The organism is Priestia megaterium NBRC 15308 = ATCC 14581 (assembly GCF_000832985.1).
Taxonomy (GTDB): Bacteria; Bacillota; Bacilli; order Bacillales; family Bacillaceae_H; genus Priestia; species Priestia megaterium.
The window spans coordinates 4,932,192-4,949,665 of the sequence record NZ_CP009920.1 but is presented as its reverse complement, the minus strand read 5'-3'; the positions used below and the strand labels follow the sequence as shown (position 1 = coordinate 4,949,665).

Here is a 17,474-nt window from a genome sequence, read left to right as displayed (position 1 = left end):
TCACCAGATTGTGGTATTCTTTCCATGGAAAGAAGATTTACGTAAACGTTAAAAGTGGTATAAAAATTTCACTATTTTTTCATTTATCTGCGCTATGATATAGAGCTATATAGAACCTGAAATAGAATATGTTCGTTACAGTAAAGGAGTAAATAAAAGTGGCTATTAATCTACAAAAAGGTCAAAAAATTGATTTAACAAAAGGAAGAGAAGGCCTATCTTCTATTACAGTTGGATTAGGATGGGATCCTGTAAAAAAACGCAGCTTTTTTGGTTTCGGAGGAAACGGACCAAGTATCGACTGTGATGCATCTGTTCTTATGCTAAATTCAAACGATAAGCTTGTAAGTAACTCAGCCGTTGTGTATTTTGGAAATCGTCACAGTAACTGCGGGAGCGTTAAGCATTCAGGCGATAACCTTACCGGAGCAGGTGAAGGAGACGATGAACAAATTTTTGTTGATTTAAAAAAGGTTCCTGGAAACGTACATAAACTTGTGTTTGTGGTCAACATCTATCAGTGTGTTGAGCGAAACCAAGATTTCGGTATGATTAAAAATGCGTTTATTCGCGTTGTAGACAGCGCTAAAAACGAAGAGCTTGTCTACTTTAATCTATCTGAAGACCATTCAGGAGCAACCGCTCTATTTGCAGGTGAAATTTACCGAGACGGGAACGAATGGAAGTTTTCAGCAACTGGAGATGCAACGAGAGATACTGGATTAGGAGAAATTGCAAATAAATATACAAAATAAACAGCTTGAAAAGAGGGAAACGAAATGGCTATTAATCTTTCAAAAGGACAAAAAGTAGATTTAACAAAAACGAATCCAGGATTAACAAACGTAGTAGTAGGTCTTGGATGGGATGTAAATAAGTATGACGGTGGAAACGATTTTGATTTAGATTCATCTGTCTTTTTATTAAACCAAGAGGGAAAATGCGCTTCAGAATCTGATTTTATTTTTTACAATAATACGACGGGTGCAAACGGAGCAGTTGAGCATACCGGAGATAACCGTACAGGCGTAGGTGAAGGAGACGATGAGCAGGTTCAAGTAGACTTGAAAAATGTGCCTCAATCTATTGAACGTATCGCGTTTACCATTACGATTCATGAAGCGGAAGCGCGCGGTCAAAACTTTGGCCAAGTAAGCAATGCCTACGTTCGTATTTTAAATGCAACAAATGACGAAGAGTTAATTCGTTATGATTTAGGTGAAGACTTCTCGATCGAAACAGCCGTTGTAGTAGGAGAGCTGTACCGACACGGCGGAGAATGGAAGTTTAATGCTATTGGCAGCGGCTATCAAGGCGGCTTAGCGGCACTTGTCAACGACTTTGGTTTAAACGCCTAATCATTAAAGCAAGAAAACGTACGGAGGATGTTTTTATGTCAATTTCTTTATCAAAAGGTCAGCGTATTGACCTAACGAAAACCAACCCAGGATTAACAAAAGTAATAGTAGGCCTTGGATGGGATACAAACAAATATGCTGGATCTCAGGATTTCGATTTAGATGCATGTGCATTTTTAGCCAATAAATCAAGTCAGGTTGTAAATGACGAGGAGTTTGTTTTTTACAACAATTTAAAAAGTCCCAATGGTGCTGTGGAGCATACCGGTGACAACCGTACGGGTGTAGGAGATGGAGACGATGAGCAAATAGCCGTTGATTTTTCCCTTCTTCCTGACCACGTTGAAAAAATCGGAATCAGCGTCACGATTCACGACGCAGATGCTCGCGGACAAAACTTTGGACAAGTATCCAACGCGTTTGTTCGTCTGATAGACGCTGAAACAAACGAAGAAGTGCTTCGTTACGACTTAGGCGAAGATTTTTCAATCGAAACAGCTGTTGTGGTGTGTGAGCTATACAAGCACGGAAACGACTGGAAGTTTAATGCCATTGGCAGCGGATTTTCCGGTGGCTTGGCCGATCTTTGCCGCAACTACGGATTATCCGTATAAAAAAGGCATGGGATAAATGAAAAAGAAAGGGTGCTTTAACGAGTACCCTTTCTTTTTAGCATGTATATGTCTGAAAAGAAAGGAGCTGTAAGGCGTGAGTAAACTAATTGATCCTCATATCATTAATCTTAACGAGCAGGATGGAACTTCTCTTTTTTCTCAAGATGTTTCTCTGCGAGGTGACTTTATACAAAATGAGCAGCAAACTTCCTATAAACAAGTGGCGGGAAGATATGTAGGCACCCATCTTGATGCGGACGAGTACGCAGCCTTTCTTTATGAACTTGCACATTCATCATCATCGATCCTTGTCCTGCACGATAAGCTTGATAAGTCCATTTCAAATGATAGATTAAAAGAAGTGCAAACAATTCTTAAAATTAACCAAGAAGAGCGCGGCCTTTCTGTCAATCGGCTGTTTGCTTTTTTAGAAGGAAAAAAGCTGATCGTGAAGTCAGAAAATCCCGCTATACATAGAAGAGTACGCGAAAAATTTATTAAAACCTTAACGTGTTTTAAAGAACAACACGCAGAGGGCTTTATGGACGGGCATTTTCAACGCGTATTAATCGATTTAATAAAGTGGCAGTGGAATCATGTAAAACCTTGGATGGTCGATAAAGCATTTCCTGAGCACGCGCCTCGCATCATGTGGTATGGAGATGCGAATAAAAGCGAGCAGTATTTTCTCTATTATTTAATTTTACTAGGTTTTGACGTCCTTACCTTTCATCCGGAGGGAAAGGATAATTTAAAAGAAGTAGATGAGAATCAACATTTAACAACGGTTTATACGTTTCCTTCTACTAGCTCGCTTTTTCCTTTTCCAACGGATAAACCGGTTCGAAAAGGTACGGTAGCATTTCGAGCTTCTCAAGAAATTGAGCAAGTGCTTCATTCAGAGGAGTCCCTGCTGTATAAACCTTGGCAATTTCGTTCGTATTTTCCAACTTCAGTTACTCTCAAAACGACGTATGATGAGATCTTTTTATTAATGAGAGAACGGGCGTTTATTCGTCCTAACTTTGAAGTGTCCAAGCCATATGTACACGTGCCGGTCCTATTCTCAAAAGTACTTGGTATTTCTAAAAACCGAAAAGAGTACTGGAGCAAAGTGCATGAGCTCATGCAAACAGAAAATGAGTTAGCTCTGACGATTGATTCTGTTCCTTTTGTCAAAAAAATAGAAGGAAATAATCACTTTCATTATCAAGGAGCTCTCGGAAGTGATGGGACGCTCAGTCCAGATAAAATGATTGAAAGCAACTGGTGGCGCTATAAAGAACTGCCTATCGGGCTTCAGCAAGGGCTAGCTGCAGCCATTTCCAGATACTGTGCACATTCAAAGCTTCTTCGGTTAGATCATGAAGATGCGTATCAGCGTCAAATGTACTTGTTTAATCAGTCTTTGAAGCTTCCAAACAACGTGCTTCGCATGCTTCAAAAATTTGATTATACGCAGCACGTCCCTCGGCTCATTATTTATCACGGAAATGAACATGAAACGTTTACGCGTGAAGATGCAGCTTTACTGCTTCTGTTAAATGAATTTGGCGTTGATATTGTTCTTTTTAATCCGACCGGTCAAATAGATATAGAAGCGTTTGTCGAAGAAAAATATTTCGATATGCACTGGCTAGAAGATATTAGCTTTAATGAAGAATTCAAAGAGCCGTCGCTCATTCAAAAATGGTTAAAACGAATCTTTTAAAGAAAGAAGGGTTTTTAAATGGCACCAAACGAATTACAGCCTTTAGATGTAAATGAAGCTGAAGAAGTTTTAGAAACAAAGCCTAACGAAGTAAAAGCAAAACTGCGAGAAGAGCCAGAAGTACGTCGCTTGGCAGAACAAATTGATTATAAAAATCAGCTGGCTTTACTTGAGTATGGGAAAGAAACAGCTAATGAAATTTCCTCTTTTTCCGGAAAAGTGCTTAGTACAATTAAATCGTCTAGCATGGAAGAATCAAGTCAATTATTAAAGCAGCTTGGAAAGATTATGGATAAATTTGATGCAAAGGATTTTGTTGAAGATAAAGGGTTTTTCTCTAAGCTTTTTAAACGCGGTCAAAAAATAGTAGACAAGCTGTTTCAAAAATATGAGACGATGGGCTCTGAAATTGATAAAGTATATGTTGAAATTACAAAATATGAAACCGAAATGAAGCACTCAACCACAACACTTGAACAGCTTTACGAGCAAAACTATCAGTATTATATGGAGCTTGAAAAATACATTGTAGCGGGGGAAGTGAAAGTAGAAGAGTTAAAACAAGAGCTAAAGGTGCTTGAAGAAAGAGCGTCGAGTGGAAATCAGCTGGCGGCAATGGAGCTTCAAACCTTAAAAAATGCGGTTGAGCTGATGGAGCAGCGATTATATGATTTAGAAATGGCAAAACAAGTATCTTATCAATCTGCTCCTCAAATTCGCATGCTGCAGCGAGGAAATACAAAGCTGATCGGCAAAATCAATTCTGCGTTTATTACAACGATTCCTATTTTTAAAAATGGACTTATTAACGCAATCGCAGCAAAGCGTCAAAATTTAGTAGCCGAGTCGATGAACGAATTAGACAAACGTACAAATGAACTGCTCATTCGAAATGCAGAAAATATTTCACAGCAAAGCGTTAAAATTGCCAAAATGTCCGGTGCTCCTAGCGTAAAAGTAGAAACGATGGAGCAAACGTGGAATATTATTATGAAAGGAATGCAGGAAACAAAAGCGATCGAAGAAGAAAACAAACGTCTGCGTGAAGAAGGACTTGTTCGCTTGGAGCAATTTCAAGAAAACTTCAAAGCGCTTGAGCATAAAATGTAACGAAAAAGCGGGAATCTTTACGATTCTCGCTTTTTTTTCATATACATTTGCTAGAAGTCTGAATTGTTTAGAAGAGATTAGTCAAAAGCATGAAAGGGTATCAGATATAAAAGAAGTATTATCCAAAATAAGATAGTTATTTCCAGAAGGCGTTTGTTTACTTTTATAATTTAATTTAAAAACGTAAAAAACTTAATGTTTTTAAGTTTTTTTATGGATTTTATTTTTTATTTGCGCTACAATTAGCTCATATCAAAGTAAAAAAGGAGGGTATTCGGATGTATCAAGAGCAGCGCATGAGTGCGATTGTTGAATACCTTCATACACACCGTACGATTACGTTAGACGAAATTTGCGATATGTTTACCGTTTCAAAAGATACGGCGAGGCGTGATTTAGTCAAACTTGAAGAACATGGTGAGGTTATGAGAGTCAAAGGCGGGGCGACGCTATCGTCAAGTCACATCGTTGATTATAGTGAACGAACGCCTACCAAAGCGAAAGAACAAATCGCTAAAGAAGCAGCTTCGTTAATTTCGGCGGGCTATGATGTACTTTTAGATACGTCTTCTACCATCGCACTGATGGCGAAGTATATGGATGTAAAGCATGCAACTGTTATTACGAATTCCATTGATAATGTGGATTTGCTCGATCAATATACGACGTGTGATACGTTTTTGCTGCCGGGCAAGTTTAACGGGAAAAACCGTAACGTCACCGGGCCAAGGACGATTTCTACGTTGCAGGAATACAAAGTAGATCAGCTGTTTTTAGGTACGTGCGGCGTTGGTGCAGATGGTATTACATCTCCAAGTGAAGAAGAAGCGTTTTTAAAAAGACAGATGATTCAATGTGCAAGACAAGTTATTATGCTTGCGGATCATACGAAGTTTGAACGTGAATTTTTACATCGAGTATGTGATATGAGCGATATTGATATCCTAATTACAAATAAAGCACCAGAAGCGGATGTAAAAGAAAAAATAGAACAAAATCAAGTGCGGCTTATCGTAACAGATGTTGATAAAGGAGAGGAAACACAATGAAAAAAATAAAAGTAGGATTAGTAGGATACGGATTTTCAGCAACAGTGTTTCACACGCCGCTTTTAAGCGTGTTAGACGAATTTCATATTTCAAAGGTAATGAGTTCAAATCCTGAAAAAGTAAAGAGTGACTTAGAGGATGTTGAAGTAGTGGGCACTCTATCTGAACTTCTAGAAGATGACAGCATTGATTTAGTTATTATTACAACGCCTAGCGGCATGCACTATGAAATGGTGAAAGACGCACTACGCGCAGGCAAGCATGTAATTGTTGAAAAGCCGATGGTCGTATCGGAAAAAGAAGCAAATGAATTAATTCAATTAGCAAAAGAACAGGATGTTCAACTAAGCGTCTATCATAACCGCAGATGGGATAATGATTATTTGACGGTAAAGCAGCTGATTGAAGAAGGGAAATTAGGCGACGTTAAAATGTATGAAGCTCATTTTGATCGCTATCGTCCAGCTGTTCGAGACCGCTGGAGAGAAAATGAAGGATCTGGATCAGGAGCGCTTTACGATTTGGGATCTCATTTAATTGACCAAGCCTTACATCTTTTTGGAATGCCTGAATTTGTTCAAGCTGATGTATTTGGTCAGCGAGATCATGCACGTACGGATGATTACTTCCACATAGTGCTTGGGTACGGTTCTCTTCGCGTTATTTTACATTCAAGTGCCATTGTGCCAAGCAACGGGCCGCGCTTTCAAGTTCACGGAACAAAAGCAAGCTATATTAAATACGGCATTGACGGTCAAGAAGATATGCTAAGAGCCGGCAAGAAGCCTGTGGATGATACGTGGGGAGCCGACAGCCCTGAGCACTACGGAAAGCTGACAACTGGCGAAGGCGAAACGAAAGAAATTCAAACGCTGCACGGTTCTTATGTGACGTATTATCAAAAAATTGCCGACAGCCTGCTTCGAGGAGAAGAGCTCCCGGTTTCAGCAGAAGAAGCTCGTGACGTGGTTAAAGTCATTGAAGCGGCCTTTGAAAGCAGCAAAGAAAAACGAGCGGTTTATTTTAACTAAGGAGCGAGAAACAGTGAGTAATCATTCGGTAGAGACGCTGCTTGAAAAAGTAGTTCAACAGGAAAAAGAACTAATCTTTCATCAATTTACAAATGACCAGGCGTTACAGATAGGAACAGCAATTATTAATGAAGCAAAAAGTAAGAGAAAATCCGTTACAGTAAATATTAAACGAAATGGTCAAACACTTTTTCATCATGCGATGGAAGGGGCGATTCCGGATCATGAAGAATGGATTAAACGAAAATCAAATACCGTTTTTCGCCACCATCACAGCTCATATTATATGAAGCTGTACTGCGAGTTAAAAGATCGTTCTTACGCGCAGTTTTATGCAGCGAACCCTCACGAATTCGAAGCGGTAGGTGGTTCATTTCCGATTTCGGTTAAAAACGTCGGCGTAATTGGAAGCATCACCGTATCAGGAATGTCACAAGAAGAAGATCATGCACTGGTGACCGATACGATTCGTAGCTTTTTACAATAAAAAACAAGCGGACTTCGTTGGAAGTCCGCTTATTTAATTAAAAGATGAGTGGCGATAAAGCATGTGTTTCTTCTACATAAATAAAAGCATCATATCGTTTTGACAAGCGAGAAGGAACATAATTTCCGTATTGTTCAATCTCTGGGTCATATACAACACCAATGGCGCGGTGGCCTATCGTTGAATGAAAAAAATTTCGGTTTTCCTCTGTAAACATGAGATATTGATCAAAAGCACCTGCTCGGTGAATGGTATCTTCCCAGCTTCCTTCTATAGCTGGAGGAACGGTTAACTCCTGCTGAGGATTACCCCAGCTATCAGAAGCAATGACCGTGCCGTGATGAGTTCCGAATCCGACGGCGTAAACATGCTTCGGTCCGTATTCTTCACGGGTAAGCTGACCTACATTCACCATGCCGCTGCTTTTCATGTCCGTTGCTCTTGCATCTCCGATGTGAGTGTTATGCTCCCATACAATGCCTTTAGCGCTTTCTTTGTAGTAAGCTTGAATATATTTTAAAGCTTCTACCATATGACGATCGCGAATATTCCACGATTCATTGTCGTTGGTAATCATCGTATGATAATAAGCTTCAGCATTGCTTGCTACCAGCGCATTTACCTGCATACTAAGCGCAGCCTCAGGCTCATGAGTATAGGTATCTTTTTTTTGCTGAATGGTTTGTAAAAGCTCTAAGATTTCTACCATGCAGTTTTTTCCGTAAAGAGCAGAAGAGATTCCGTACATCTGTGCTTCGCGATGAAAAGGTTCAAAGCATTCAAAGGCTTTTTTCGCTTTCTTTGCATCAGAAGCGTGGTTGTTTTCTAAGTACTCAATAATAGCTTCCATCGATTCCCACAGGCTATATACATCTAAGCCGTAAAAACCTACTTTCGGCTGATGTGCTGGCAAGTTGTTGTTATAATCACGAAGCCATTCAATCAATTCTTTTATTTCTTGATTAGCCCACATCCATGAGGGCCAGCGGTTAAAAGATTTTAAGACATCTTCGGCATTCGCGTACTGAGTTGTATATCCTTTAATATAGCGATTAACTTCAAAACACGAAGGCCAGTCTCCTTCCACGGCTATAAAGGAGAAATCATGATGATGAATTAATTCTTTCGTAATAGCTGCTCGAATTTCGTAAAATTCAGATGTGCCGTGAGATGCTTCTCCGAGAAGTACGTATTGAGCGCGGCTTGCTGTGTTAATGAGCGGCAGTAAGTCATCGACATCAGCAAAAGGCATAGAATGTTTTTTTATGGCTTCTATCATTTGAATGGTTTTTAGCATATGATCACCTTGTTTTTAAGAAATGGATAGCAAGAGCTTTGTACAACAAGTCTTGCTACCAGTTAACGGGTTTTTATTTTTATGAATTACCTGCTAAAGTGCTTAATGGCAGAATCATTTAAAGAAAAATCTTCTTTAGTAAGCGCCGTTTGATTCTGTGTTTCGCATTCTTTAGTAGGGTGCTCTTCTTTTTTAGAAACAACAGAAACTTCTTCGTTATTTTCATACGTGTTGTTTGTTGACATTATGTTTCACCTCTTGTATCTAGTGTTTGAGGTACAGAAAATAAAATAAGAAGAAATATCAGGAATACCTTGAAAAGAAAAGTATACGCTTTAAATTATTTGAACTCATGCAAGAAATTGTCTACACTAAACACTGATACATAAATCGAGTGAGGAGAACGTGGACAGTTTATGAAGTTGATTTCGTGGAACGTAAATGGCATTCGCGCGTGTGTGCGAAAAGGATTTTTAGATTATTTTCAAGAAGTGAATGCGGATGTATTTTGTATTCAAGAGACGAAGCTGCAGGAAGGTCAAATTGATTTGCAGCTAGAAGGATATTATCAGTACTGGAATTATGCCGTGAAAAAAGGCTATTCCGGAACGGCAGTTTTTACAAAGCAAAAGCCTTTATCCGTTTCATACGGTGTGGATAAAGAATCAGAAGACGAAGGACGTATTATTACGCTCGAGTTTGAACAATGCTATGTAGTAAATGTGTATACGCCAAATTCTAAAAGAGACTTAGCAAGGCTTGAAGAAAGGCTTCAATGGGAAGATGCTCTGCTCGTGTACTTAAACAAATTAAATAGCCGTAAAGCAGTGATTTTATGCGGAGACCTAAATGTAGCCCACGCAGAAATTGACTTGCGCAATCCAAAGTCAAACCGAGGAAATTCTGGTTTTACCATAGAAGAGAGAGCGAAAATGACGACGCTTCTTGCTAGCGGATTTCTTGATACATTCCGCTATCTATATCCAAATGAAGAAGGAGCCTATACCTGGTGGTCGTATATGAACAAAGTGCGAGAACGAAATATCGGATGGCGCATTGATTATTTTATCGTATCAGAGAGAGTCAAAGACGTGATTCAAGAAGCTGCTATTCATCCGCATGTAATGGGAAGCGACCACTGTCCCGTGATGTTAGAATTAAATGTACCCCACCTATGATTTCTTTCTATATAATAGAAGAAAAACGGAAAAAAGGTTGGTTCACGCGAACGGTTGCGGTATAGTAAACATATCGAAAAGTACAGAATGTTCTAGGAGATAAAGGGGGAGACAGAGGTGAAGCGAGACTCGCTGCAAACCATTGAGCACGAAATTGCGCTGCTTGTTCGTCTAACAACGACGCACAGTCCCAAGCTTGGAAGCTTGGACCGTTCTGAATATTTACTGTTAAGCGAGCTAGATCAGCGCAGTCCGCTCGGGATTAATGCATTAGCTGAAAATTTAAAGCTGAGCTTATCTACAGCTAGCCGGCAAGTATCTGCGCTTGAAACCAAACAGTTTGTTCGCCGCTTTCCAAGTCCAGAAAACGGGCGAATTAGTTTAATTGAAATGACGGATTCAGGAAAAGATATTTTGCAGCATGTACAAAGCAAGCGTAAACAGGCCTATGCTGAAGTGTTAGAAGATTGGTCGGAAGAAGAGATTTTAGTACTGGAAAAAAGCTTATCCCGCTTGAATCATAATTTTAAAAAATGGCGCAGCAATGGATGTTAAAGCGAATACATATAGGTAAACAAAAAGGCTATTGAAAAATAGTCTTTTTAAGTTGGAACAAAGAAGTTGATTTCTTCATTAAAAGATGTATAATATGTAGTGCTGCTATAACTTGCATGATACAACTTGTACGATAAAATATGTAAAGAATTGTTAGTCATATGAAAAGAATTTAATAAAAGGAGGAATAAATATGAGTCAGAATAATCCAGCAGTAGCCTCCGACAAACAAGGTTTAAGCGTACCTAAATACTTAATTATGGCGATTTTAACGCTATTTTCGATTGGCCCTCAGTATTTTTTGAATTTATCTTACACGGTCAATCAAGTATTGATTCAAAATCGATTTGATGCGAGTACACAAAGCTTACTATTGCCATCTATTATTTCTAATTTGGCATTTGGACTTGGGGTACCAATTGGTCCGATGCTGACGAAAAAATATGGCGTGCGTAAAGCATACTTAACGTTCGTTTTAGTCTTTTTAGCAGGTTCGATTATCAACGTTTTTTCTGAAAATGTGGCATTTTTATCCCTTGGTCGTCTGATTCAAGGCTTAAGCTCAGGAATGTTGTTTTTAACCATTATTCCAGCTGCGCTGATTTCGTTTCCGAATAAAATCCGAAACTTCTTTTTAGTGTTAGCGATCGGCGGACTCTTCGGTTCAACAGCAATTGGAGCCTTTTTAGGCGCTGTATCTCTTAGCATGGACAATTGGCGCTGGGTGTTTGTTCTAGGAATACTTGCTTCTCTTGTCTGTCTGTTTATCGGATATAAGGTATTGCCTGCTCACGATCCAAGTCAGCAAGAAGAGCGTCCAGTAGATAAGAAAAGTATCTTTATCCTTAGTCTTATTATGATTTTACTAGTATATCCACTGTATGAACTAAGATATGAAGGATTCGCTTCTATTCAAGTGTGGCCATTCTTACTAGCTACAGCAGGGTTAGTTGTCATTTTTGTTTTAGTTGATTTAGCGGCTGAAAATCCGTTAGTACCATTAAAATCGCTTCTAGCCGTAAAACCAGTTGCAGGTACAATTATGGCAATTGGCGGTCATATGGCATACATCTTAGCAATCGCAGGTATTAATGGCGTCATGCAAAATGTGCAAAATGCATCGTACACCACGCTTTCTTATTTTTATTTATACTTTTTTGTTGGGGTACTGATTTCAGCATTTGCGACGACATTTTTGTATGATAAATTTGGTCCAGGCTACCTTGGAGCGATTGGATCACTTCTCATTGTCATTGTAGGATTTAGCTGGGTAAACGTATCAGCCGATACATCACTAGTGAGCTTGTATGTTCACATTATGCTCTTTGGTATGGGTGTTAGTATGGCACTGGTATCCGGTGCACTAGGAGCGGCACTAGCCGGAGATTTACATCAAGCTTCGATGCGTTCGATTTCACTGCACTCCATTCGAAATTTACTAGGAGCCATTATAGCACCTGTAATAGGATGGTTTGTTGTTCGACAAAACGCGATTTATTATGAAGATTTCCGAGGACAAATTAGCTCAGTAGATCCTCAGGTGAAGCTGCAGCTGTCTGAAATGATTAAACGCTATATGGGTATGGGAATGAGTCAAGCAGACGCAAAAACATCGGCTGTGACGGCTGTTGTAGCAGGCGCTAAAAAAGCATCGATTTTACATGCGTATCACAACTTATTTTTCTTGCTTGGTATTTTAGGCGTAATCATGCTCATTGCTTCACTAAGTAAAGCGTGGAGCGGTAAAAATAGAATTCTTGTTCAAAAAGAAGAGGTTCAAGAAGAAGCTGAGCCGCAAGAAGAAAGAAAAATGCTGCCGGCACCTCAAACAGAAGAAACATCTATATAATATACTAACTATAGAAAGAAGGAATTCCGATGAGTAAAAGTCGTTTATTGGTTACTAACATTGTTGGAATCATTGTGATTTTATTACTAGTAGGCTTTGGTGGATATTATTTCTACGAAAAAGCAAATTACGTTAAAACAGATGAAGCGCAGGTAGAAGCACCGCTTTCGCAAGTCATTGCTTCAGCTAACGGTCAGTTAAGCGAATGGAATGTAAAAGAAGGAGACAGTGTTTTTCAAGGTGATTCTGTTGGAAGCTTAAAAGAAGGCGACAAATCAACAGACGTAACTTCTATGATTGACGGAACAATTATTAAAAACAACGCATCTCAAAATCAATTAGTAAAAGCTGGCGATGTATTAGCACAAACAGCTGATTTATCTAAAATCTATATTACGGCAAACATTAAAGAAACAGACCTAGGTGATATTGAAGAAGGAGACAGCGTTGACATTACAGTGGACGGAGATTCAGGTAAAGTCTTTAAAGGCCATGTTGAAGCAATCGGCCGCGCAACCAACTCAGTGTCTTCTATGCTTCCGGCTCAAAATACAGGAAACTACACAAAAGTAACGCAAAAAGTACCGGTGAAAATTTCAATTGATGATGCATCAGATAAAGTTCTTCCAGGTATGAACGCGGAAGTGAAAATTTCAATTTAATAACGGAAAAAAGCTGCTTCCTTCAGGGAAGCGGCTTTTTTTATGCCTAAACAAATAAAATAAAAAATGTGCTAAAAAGGGGATGTATACAAAGGAAATGTGTGGTAAGATACTTCTTGTTTGAAATTGGATATCGGTAAAGAAGGTGATGGGATGACCGCGGTCGAAACAAAAAAAGGGCCAAAAGAAAAGCTGAATTTGTTTTTCTTAACGTGGCCGATCTTTTTAGAAGTGTTTCTTTTTATGTTAATGGGGATTGCTGATACCTTTATGCTAAGTGCGCTGTCGGATGATGCCGTATCAGGAGTCGGAGCAGCCAATCAATACCTTCACATTGCGATTTTGGTGTTAGAGGTCATTGGTAACGGAGCGGCAATTGTTGTCTCTCAGTATTTAGGATCAAAACGGTATATGGAAGCGTCAAAGATTTCTGCTTTGGCCGTTACGTTAAATTTAGGAGTCGGGCTAGTTATTAGCGCGGGTTTTCTTTTGTTTTCAAGGCATATGATGGAAGCGATGAACTTACAAGGTGACGTGCTGATGTATGCACAAAGCTATTTATCCATCGTCGGAGGAGCTATTTTTCTTCAAGCGATTATTAACTCTCTTGCAGCGATTATTCGCGTACACGGCTTTACGAAGCAGGCGATGTTTGTTTCACTTGGAATGAACATTTTTCATATTGCAGGAAACTATGCTTTAATCTTTGGGAAGTTCGGCTTTCCGGAAATGGGCGTGCAAGGAGCAGCGATTTCATCCGCCTTCAGCCGATTTGTTGCGCTGATTGTGTTCTTTTGGCTGCTGTATCAAGTGATGGAATATAGAGTGAAATTTCAGTACTACATTACGCTTTCAAAAGAATATATCGGCAAAATTTTAAAAATCGGTATTCCGTCGGCTTTTGAACAGGTTATGTATCAAGGCTGTCAAATTGTCTTTTTATACTATGCAACCTACCTAGGAGCAGAATCACTTGCTGCGAGACAGTACGCGATGAATATTTCAATGTTCATTTACTTATTTGCCATTGCAATTGGAATGGGTACAGCGATTATTGTCGGCCGTTTAGTAGGCGGAAACGAAAAAGATGAGGCGTACCATCGCGTATGGAAAAGCGTCAAATGGGCCAGTGCCGTAACGATGATGATGGTTGTTCTTGTGATGACATTCAGAACACAGCTGATCAGCGTGTTTACAGACAATCCGCATATCATTGAGCTTGGGGCGACGGTGCTGCTTCTGAGCATTGTGCTTGAAACGGGAAGAACGATGAACATTGTGCTGATTAACTCGCTGCGGGCAGCGGGAGATGCCAAATATCCGGTGTTAATTGGTGCGATGTCGATGGTCATGATGAGCTTGCCGCTTGGTTATTTCTTCGTTTTCCATTTAGACATGGGGCTCGCTGGCATTTGGCTTGCCATCGCAGCCGATGAATGGACGCGCGCAGTTATTATGTTTTTCCGCTGGAAAAGCCGGGCATGGGAAAACTACGGACTTGTGCAGCACGAACAAACAGCTGAAGAACCAACGCCGGTTCAAGTATAAAACAAAACCTCTGCAGAATGTGCAGAGGTTTTTTGCTGTGTAAAAAAACGAAGTGAAGTTGGTCTTTTTACGCAAAAAGCTTTAATTTGTGGAAAAAAACGGGTATGGGTACAAAGGAATGGTTTTATTCTACTTATTCTTTGTTTTAGATAACAGTATATGGTTGGATAACGTATTTAGACATGAGTCTTTTTTCTCTTATTTTTCATTTTTATCTCAATTCATGAAACTAGAAGCATAAAAAAGAGAGTTTTTTCCTATTTAGCTATAATGAGACAAATTTTATACTTATAATTATTGGATTAAACTCGAAATGTGCGGAACAGGAGGAACGATATGGGGTTAGGAAGCGTATTAGACGGACTGCTGGGAGAAGTATCTGGAAGAGTCTCAGATGTAGAAGGAAAGATCTCTAAGCTAAGAACAGCTAAAAGTAAAATTGAGCATGAACAAGCTGTTTCATTAAAAGAAATTGAACACATCAAAAAGCCTGAGCTGGGAGACAAATGGACGGGTACGTTATCGGATGATTTTGACGAAAAACGTACGGCAGCCTACGACAACATAAAAGGCATTTTAGACGGTGATTACGATGGATACATTCGTGAAATTGAAACAAAGATATGGGCGCTAGAAGCTGAAAAAGGAGCTTTGAGCGGCTTGAACGCCGCTATTGGAGAAGCGGATTCTTTATTAGCTAAAGGTGAAGAAGCTTACGACGCAGTAGAAAACAAGATTAGTGAAATTAGAAGGGGGCTGTTTTCATGACAATTAAGCTTGATCACGCTGACGTTATCAAAAAGCTTGAAGCAGTCAGCACAGCGATTGGAAATTTATCCATTAGCAAAATGCCTGACCTTGGAAAAAACAGCCTTGATACTACAGAGAAATGGGAAGCGCGCGAAGAAGAAATTCAAACGCTTATTTCTACTTATATAAAAGCACTAAACAAAAACGTAAAAGATACAAAATCTAATGTAGACTTACTAAAAGAACAAGACGAATCTATTATCCATTCGTAGCAGCAAAGGGGGATGACTGTGGGAAAGGTATACGATGCAAAAGCGCTGTTTGATGTAGCAAAAGACAGGGAAAAAGCCTACGATGAGTTACTCAGCCAGCTGGGTGAACTGAAAAAAGCGCTGCAGGGCGTAGCGGACTTAGAAGGCAGCTTAGAAGGAAAAGGCGCTGACAATATAAAATCTTTTTATAAGCAGCACGCCGATACGGCCGGACAGTGGGAAAACTTAATTAAAATGCAGCAAAGCTATTTTTCAACGCTTCACGTTAAAGCTGAAAAAGCAAAGCTATCAGGAAGCACGATTGTAGATGAATCATTTTTAGAAACAGAGCTAAAAAACGCCAACAGCAATGCTAAAGAAATGGTTGCGCAGCAGCACGACGATCTGCAGAGTATTTTAAACGGCATTGACGATATCGTCTCTATTTCAGCGTTTTCAACGAGTGAGTTTAACGATAAAATAGAAGAAGCAGAGAAAAAACGCACCGATACAATTGAAGCAATGAACCAGCTAGACGCTGAATGGTCAAAAGAATACAGCGAAATGGACGACTTCTATGCGGTAGTGGATATGCTAGTAAGCGGCTTAGAGCTTGCTACGAGTCAAGGAGGAAGTGTCTATCAGCTTGCCTTTGACGAAAAAGCCTATCACGACAGCGAGCTGTATAAAGTTCAAACAAAGCTAAACGACTATGCAACTTCATATGTTGACTACAACAAGCAGCAAGAAGAAGTATACGAGCTGGAAAAAAAGCAAGAAGAAGAAGCAAACAAGCCGTGGTATGAAAAAACGTGGGACGCGGTTTCTACCTTTACAGGAGAGGTCAGCGGATATTATGATTATAAACGAGCAGCAGAAGGCGTGGACCCTGTTACGGGTGAAAAACTTTCCACCTCACAGCGCGTCGCAGCAGGAGCCATGGCAGCAGCCGGCTTCATTCCGGTTGTCGGCTGGGTAGGAAGAGCCGCAAAAGGCGGAAAAGCCATCTACAAAACGGCTAAAGGCCTAAGCGCAGCGGATCACGCCTTAGACGCCTATAAATCCGCCAAATCCTTCAAAGTCCTGGAGCAAACCGAAAAAGGCCTCTACGGTCTTGTGGCTGCAAACGGGCTAGGAGAATATATGACCGGACGCGACATGTTCGGGAATAAAATCAGTGAAGAGCAGCGTAAAGCAAGTCTTCTGCAAGCATTAGGAATTGCTGGAGCTGGGGCGCTTTCTACGAAGGTAGCGGGGAAAACAGCGAAAGCAGGCGCTAATGCCGTGGCAAACGGAGCGAAGAAGCTTAGTGATATGCGTAATTCACTTCGTACTGAAGTTATTACGAACAGAGCCCGCAGTGCGTACCAAAGCGTTCAAAAAAGCTCTCCATCGTGGACTCAATCCTTAAAGAAAACGTATAACAATATTCTAGATTCAAATATGCCGAGACTCATGCCAGAATTAGCGCCTCTAGGCCCAGACTTGGGCCAAAGAACGGTTCGAGAGACGTTGCAGAACTCAAAAAATTATGTTATGCAGAAAGCTGAGAAAGTTTCGGCTGTTTCTAAGGTTACTAGTGAAGTTACACCCAAAAAGAAATCTCTACCAGATTGGCTGAAAGATCGTTGGCAAGCAGGTAATAATTTTAATAAGGAAAATCGTCCTCGTTACCCTTATAATGAAGTAGAGTTGGAGGCAAAAGAAGTAGGAGGCAAAAAGTACGTAGTTGACTCATACGCACCTAACAAGGAAATAGTATCGAGAAAATTTACTCAACTTAGCGAAGTGCAAGAAAAGACAGCTAAGAGCTACTTAAATGAAATTACCAAAAAATATTCTTCAGGATCCAAAATATCAAATAGTACTTTTAATCCTAATGCTCTCAAAGGAGGGCGGCTTAAAGGTGAATTAATATTAGAAGTACCAGTTCAAAATAAAACAATTCCGCAAACAATTCTTGACGAAGCAACAAAAAACCGGATTGTGATTAGGGATATTAAAGGGAAGGTGTATAATTGACT

18 protein-coding genes are annotated in these 17,474 nt (G+C 39.9%); 16 read left to right on the top strand and 2 right to left on the bottom strand.

The features are described 5' to 3' along the window. Nucleotides 1-158: 158 nt before the first annotated feature. The 8 genes from BG04_RS25415 (at nt 159) to BG04_RS25380 (ending at nt 7,360) form a co-directional block, all read left to right on the top strand. Nucleotides 159-755 (top strand): TerD family protein, encoded by a 597-nt coding sequence (locus tag BG04_RS25415; protein WP_034651381.1) that lies wholly within the window; start codon nt 159-161, stop codon nt 753-755. A gap of 24 nt (nt 756-779) precedes the next feature. Continuing rightward, nucleotides 780-1,358 (top strand): TerD family protein, encoded by a 579-nt coding sequence (locus tag BG04_RS25410; protein ID WP_034651383.1) that lies wholly within the window; start codon nt 780-782, stop codon nt 1,356-1,358. Between the two features lie 35 nt (nt 1,359-1,393). Next, the gene (locus BG04_RS25405; protein ID WP_034651386.1) at nt 1,394-1,972 is read left to right on the top strand and encodes a TerD family protein; all 579 of its coding nucleotides are present in this window, start codon (nt 1,394-1,396) and stop codon (nt 1,970-1,972) included. Nucleotides 1,973-2,066: 94 nt separating this feature from the next. Next, entirely contained in the window at nt 2,067-3,683 is a 1,617-nt protein-coding gene (locus BG04_RS25400) for a YceG family protein (protein WP_034651389.1), read from the top strand. 18 nt (nt 3,684-3,701) lie between these two features. Then, nucleotides 3,702-4,793 carry a toxic anion resistance protein gene (locus BG04_RS25395; RefSeq protein ID WP_034651392.1) on the top strand — a complete coding sequence of 364 codons (1,092 nt, stop codon included), beginning with the start codon at nt 3,702-3,704 and terminating at the stop codon, nt 4,791-4,793. A gap of 278 nt (nt 4,794-5,071) precedes the next feature. Further along, complete coding sequence (locus tag BG04_RS25390; RefSeq protein WP_013083484.1) at nt 5,072-5,842, top strand: DeoR/GlpR family DNA-binding transcription regulator; 771 nt, start codon at nt 5,072-5,074, stop codon at nt 5,840-5,842. Further along, on the top strand, nt 5,839-6,873 hold the full coding sequence (locus tag BG04_RS25385; protein WP_013083483.1) for an oxidoreductase: 1,035 nt from the start codon (nt 5,839-5,841) through the stop codon (nt 6,871-6,873). The genes BG04_RS25390 and BG04_RS25385 overlap by 4 nt, the downstream gene beginning before the upstream one ends. Nucleotides 6,874-6,886: 13 nt before the next feature. Beyond that, complete coding sequence (locus tag BG04_RS25380; protein WP_034651395.1) at nt 6,887-7,360, top strand: heme-degrading domain-containing protein; 474 nt, start codon at nt 6,887-6,889, stop codon at nt 7,358-7,360. 37 nt (nt 7,361-7,397) lie between these two features. On the opposite strand, the gene BG04_RS25375 is transcribed toward BG04_RS25380, so the two are convergent. Both BG04_RS25375 and BG04_RS31150 read right to left on the bottom strand, forming a co-directional pair. Further along, complete coding sequence (locus BG04_RS25375) at nt 7,398-8,657, bottom strand: erythromycin esterase family protein (RefSeq protein WP_034651398.1); 1,260 nt, start codon at nt 8,655-8,657, stop codon at nt 7,398-7,400. A gap of 86 nt (nt 8,658-8,743) precedes the next feature. Beyond that, nucleotides 8,744-8,902 carry a hypothetical protein gene (locus BG04_RS31150; protein ID WP_162837676.1) on the bottom strand — a complete coding sequence of 53 codons (159 nt, stop codon included), beginning with the start codon at nt 8,900-8,902 and terminating at the stop codon, nt 8,744-8,746. Nucleotides 8,903-9,073: 171 nt separating this feature from the next. On the opposite strand from BG04_RS31150, the gene BG04_RS25370 reads away from it, so the two are divergent. The 8 genes from BG04_RS25370 (at nt 9,074) to BG04_RS25335 (ending at nt 17,472) form a co-directional block, all read left to right on the top strand. Further along, nucleotides 9,074-9,835 (top strand): exodeoxyribonuclease III, encoded by a 762-nt coding sequence (locus tag BG04_RS25370; protein WP_034651400.1) that lies wholly within the window; start codon nt 9,074-9,076, stop codon nt 9,833-9,835. A 117-nt stretch (nt 9,836-9,952) separates the two neighbouring features. Further along, nucleotides 9,953-10,390 carry a MarR family winged helix-turn-helix transcriptional regulator gene (locus BG04_RS25365; RefSeq protein WP_034651403.1) on the top strand — a complete coding sequence of 146 codons (438 nt, stop codon included), beginning with the start codon at nt 9,953-9,955 and terminating at the stop codon, nt 10,388-10,390. Nucleotides 10,391-10,583: 193 nt separating this feature from the next. Beyond that, entirely contained in the window at nt 10,584-12,239 is a 1,656-nt protein-coding gene (locus tag BG04_RS25360; RefSeq protein WP_034651406.1) for an MFS transporter, read from the top strand. A 29-nt stretch (nt 12,240-12,268) separates the two neighbouring features. Further along, nucleotides 12,269-12,901 carry a biotin/lipoyl-containing protein gene (locus BG04_RS25355; protein ID WP_034651409.1) on the top strand — a complete coding sequence of 211 codons (633 nt, stop codon included), beginning with the start codon at nt 12,269-12,271 and terminating at the stop codon, nt 12,899-12,901. Between the two features lie 153 nt (nt 12,902-13,054). Next, nucleotides 13,055-14,449 (top strand): MATE family efflux transporter, encoded by a 1,395-nt coding sequence (locus tag BG04_RS25350; RefSeq protein ID WP_034651412.1) that lies wholly within the window; start codon nt 13,055-13,057, stop codon nt 14,447-14,449. Nucleotides 14,450-14,785: 336 nt separating this feature from the next. Next, nucleotides 14,786-15,217 carry a YwqH-like family protein gene (locus BG04_RS25345; RefSeq protein ID WP_034651415.1) on the top strand — a complete coding sequence of 144 codons (432 nt, stop codon included), beginning with the start codon at nt 14,786-14,788 and terminating at the stop codon, nt 15,215-15,217. After that, complete coding sequence (locus BG04_RS25340; protein WP_013083474.1) at nt 15,214-15,471, top strand: YwqI/YxiC family protein; 258 nt, start codon at nt 15,214-15,216, stop codon at nt 15,469-15,471. Before BG04_RS25345 ends, BG04_RS25340 begins: the two co-directional genes overlap by 4 nt. Nucleotides 15,472-15,489: 18 nt before the next feature. Next, nucleotides 15,490-17,472: a ribonuclease YeeF family protein gene (locus BG04_RS25335; protein ID WP_034651418.1), complete on the top strand. Its 1,983-nt coding sequence runs from the start codon at nt 15,490-15,492 to the stop codon at nt 17,470-17,472. Nucleotides 17,473-17,474: the final 2 nt, after the last annotated feature.

Excerpts from the sequence above, each read along its gene's own strand:
- BG04_RS25350 (WP_034651412.1), top strand. The coding sequence starts at position 13,055 with ATGACCGCGGTCGAAACAAAAAAAGGGCCAAAAGAAAAGCTGAATTTG.
- BG04_RS25370 (WP_034651400.1), top strand. The coding sequence starts at position 9,074 with ATGAAGTTGATTTCGTGGAACGTAAATGGCATTCGCGCGTGTGTGCGA.
- BG04_RS25405 (WP_034651386.1), top strand. The coding sequence starts at position 1,394 with ATGTCAATTTCTTTATCAAAAGGTCAGCGTATTGACCTAACGAAAACC.
- BG04_RS25395 (WP_034651392.1), top strand. The coding sequence starts at position 3,702 with ATGGCACCAAACGAATTACAGCCTTTAGATGTAAATGAAGCTGAAGAA.
- BG04_RS25385 (WP_013083483.1), top strand. The coding sequence starts at position 5,839 with ATGAAAAAAATAAAAGTAGGATTAGTAGGATACGGATTTTCAGCAACA.
- BG04_RS25390 (WP_013083484.1), top strand. The coding sequence starts at position 5,072 with ATGTATCAAGAGCAGCGCATGAGTGCGATTGTTGAATACCTTCATACA.
- BG04_RS25360 (WP_034651406.1), top strand. The coding sequence starts at position 10,584 with ATGAGTCAGAATAATCCAGCAGTAGCCTCCGACAAACAAGGTTTAAGC.
- BG04_RS25355 (WP_034651409.1), top strand. The coding sequence starts at position 12,269 with ATGAGTAAAAGTCGTTTATTGGTTACTAACATTGTTGGAATCATTGTG.
- BG04_RS25340 (WP_013083474.1), top strand. The coding sequence starts at position 15,214 with ATGACAATTAAGCTTGATCACGCTGACGTTATCAAAAAGCTTGAAGCA.
- BG04_RS31150 (WP_162837676.1), bottom strand. The coding sequence starts at position 8,902 with ATGTCAACAAACAACACGTATGAAAATAACGAAGAAGTTTCTGTTGTT.
- BG04_RS25345 (WP_034651415.1), top strand. The coding sequence starts at position 14,786 with ATGGGGTTAGGAAGCGTATTAGACGGACTGCTGGGAGAAGTATCTGGA.
- BG04_RS25410 (WP_034651383.1), top strand. The coding sequence starts at position 780 with ATGGCTATTAATCTTTCAAAAGGACAAAAAGTAGATTTAACAAAAACG.
- BG04_RS25375 (WP_034651398.1), bottom strand. The coding sequence starts at position 8,657 with ATGCTAAAAACCATTCAAATGATAGAAGCCATAAAAAAACATTCTATG.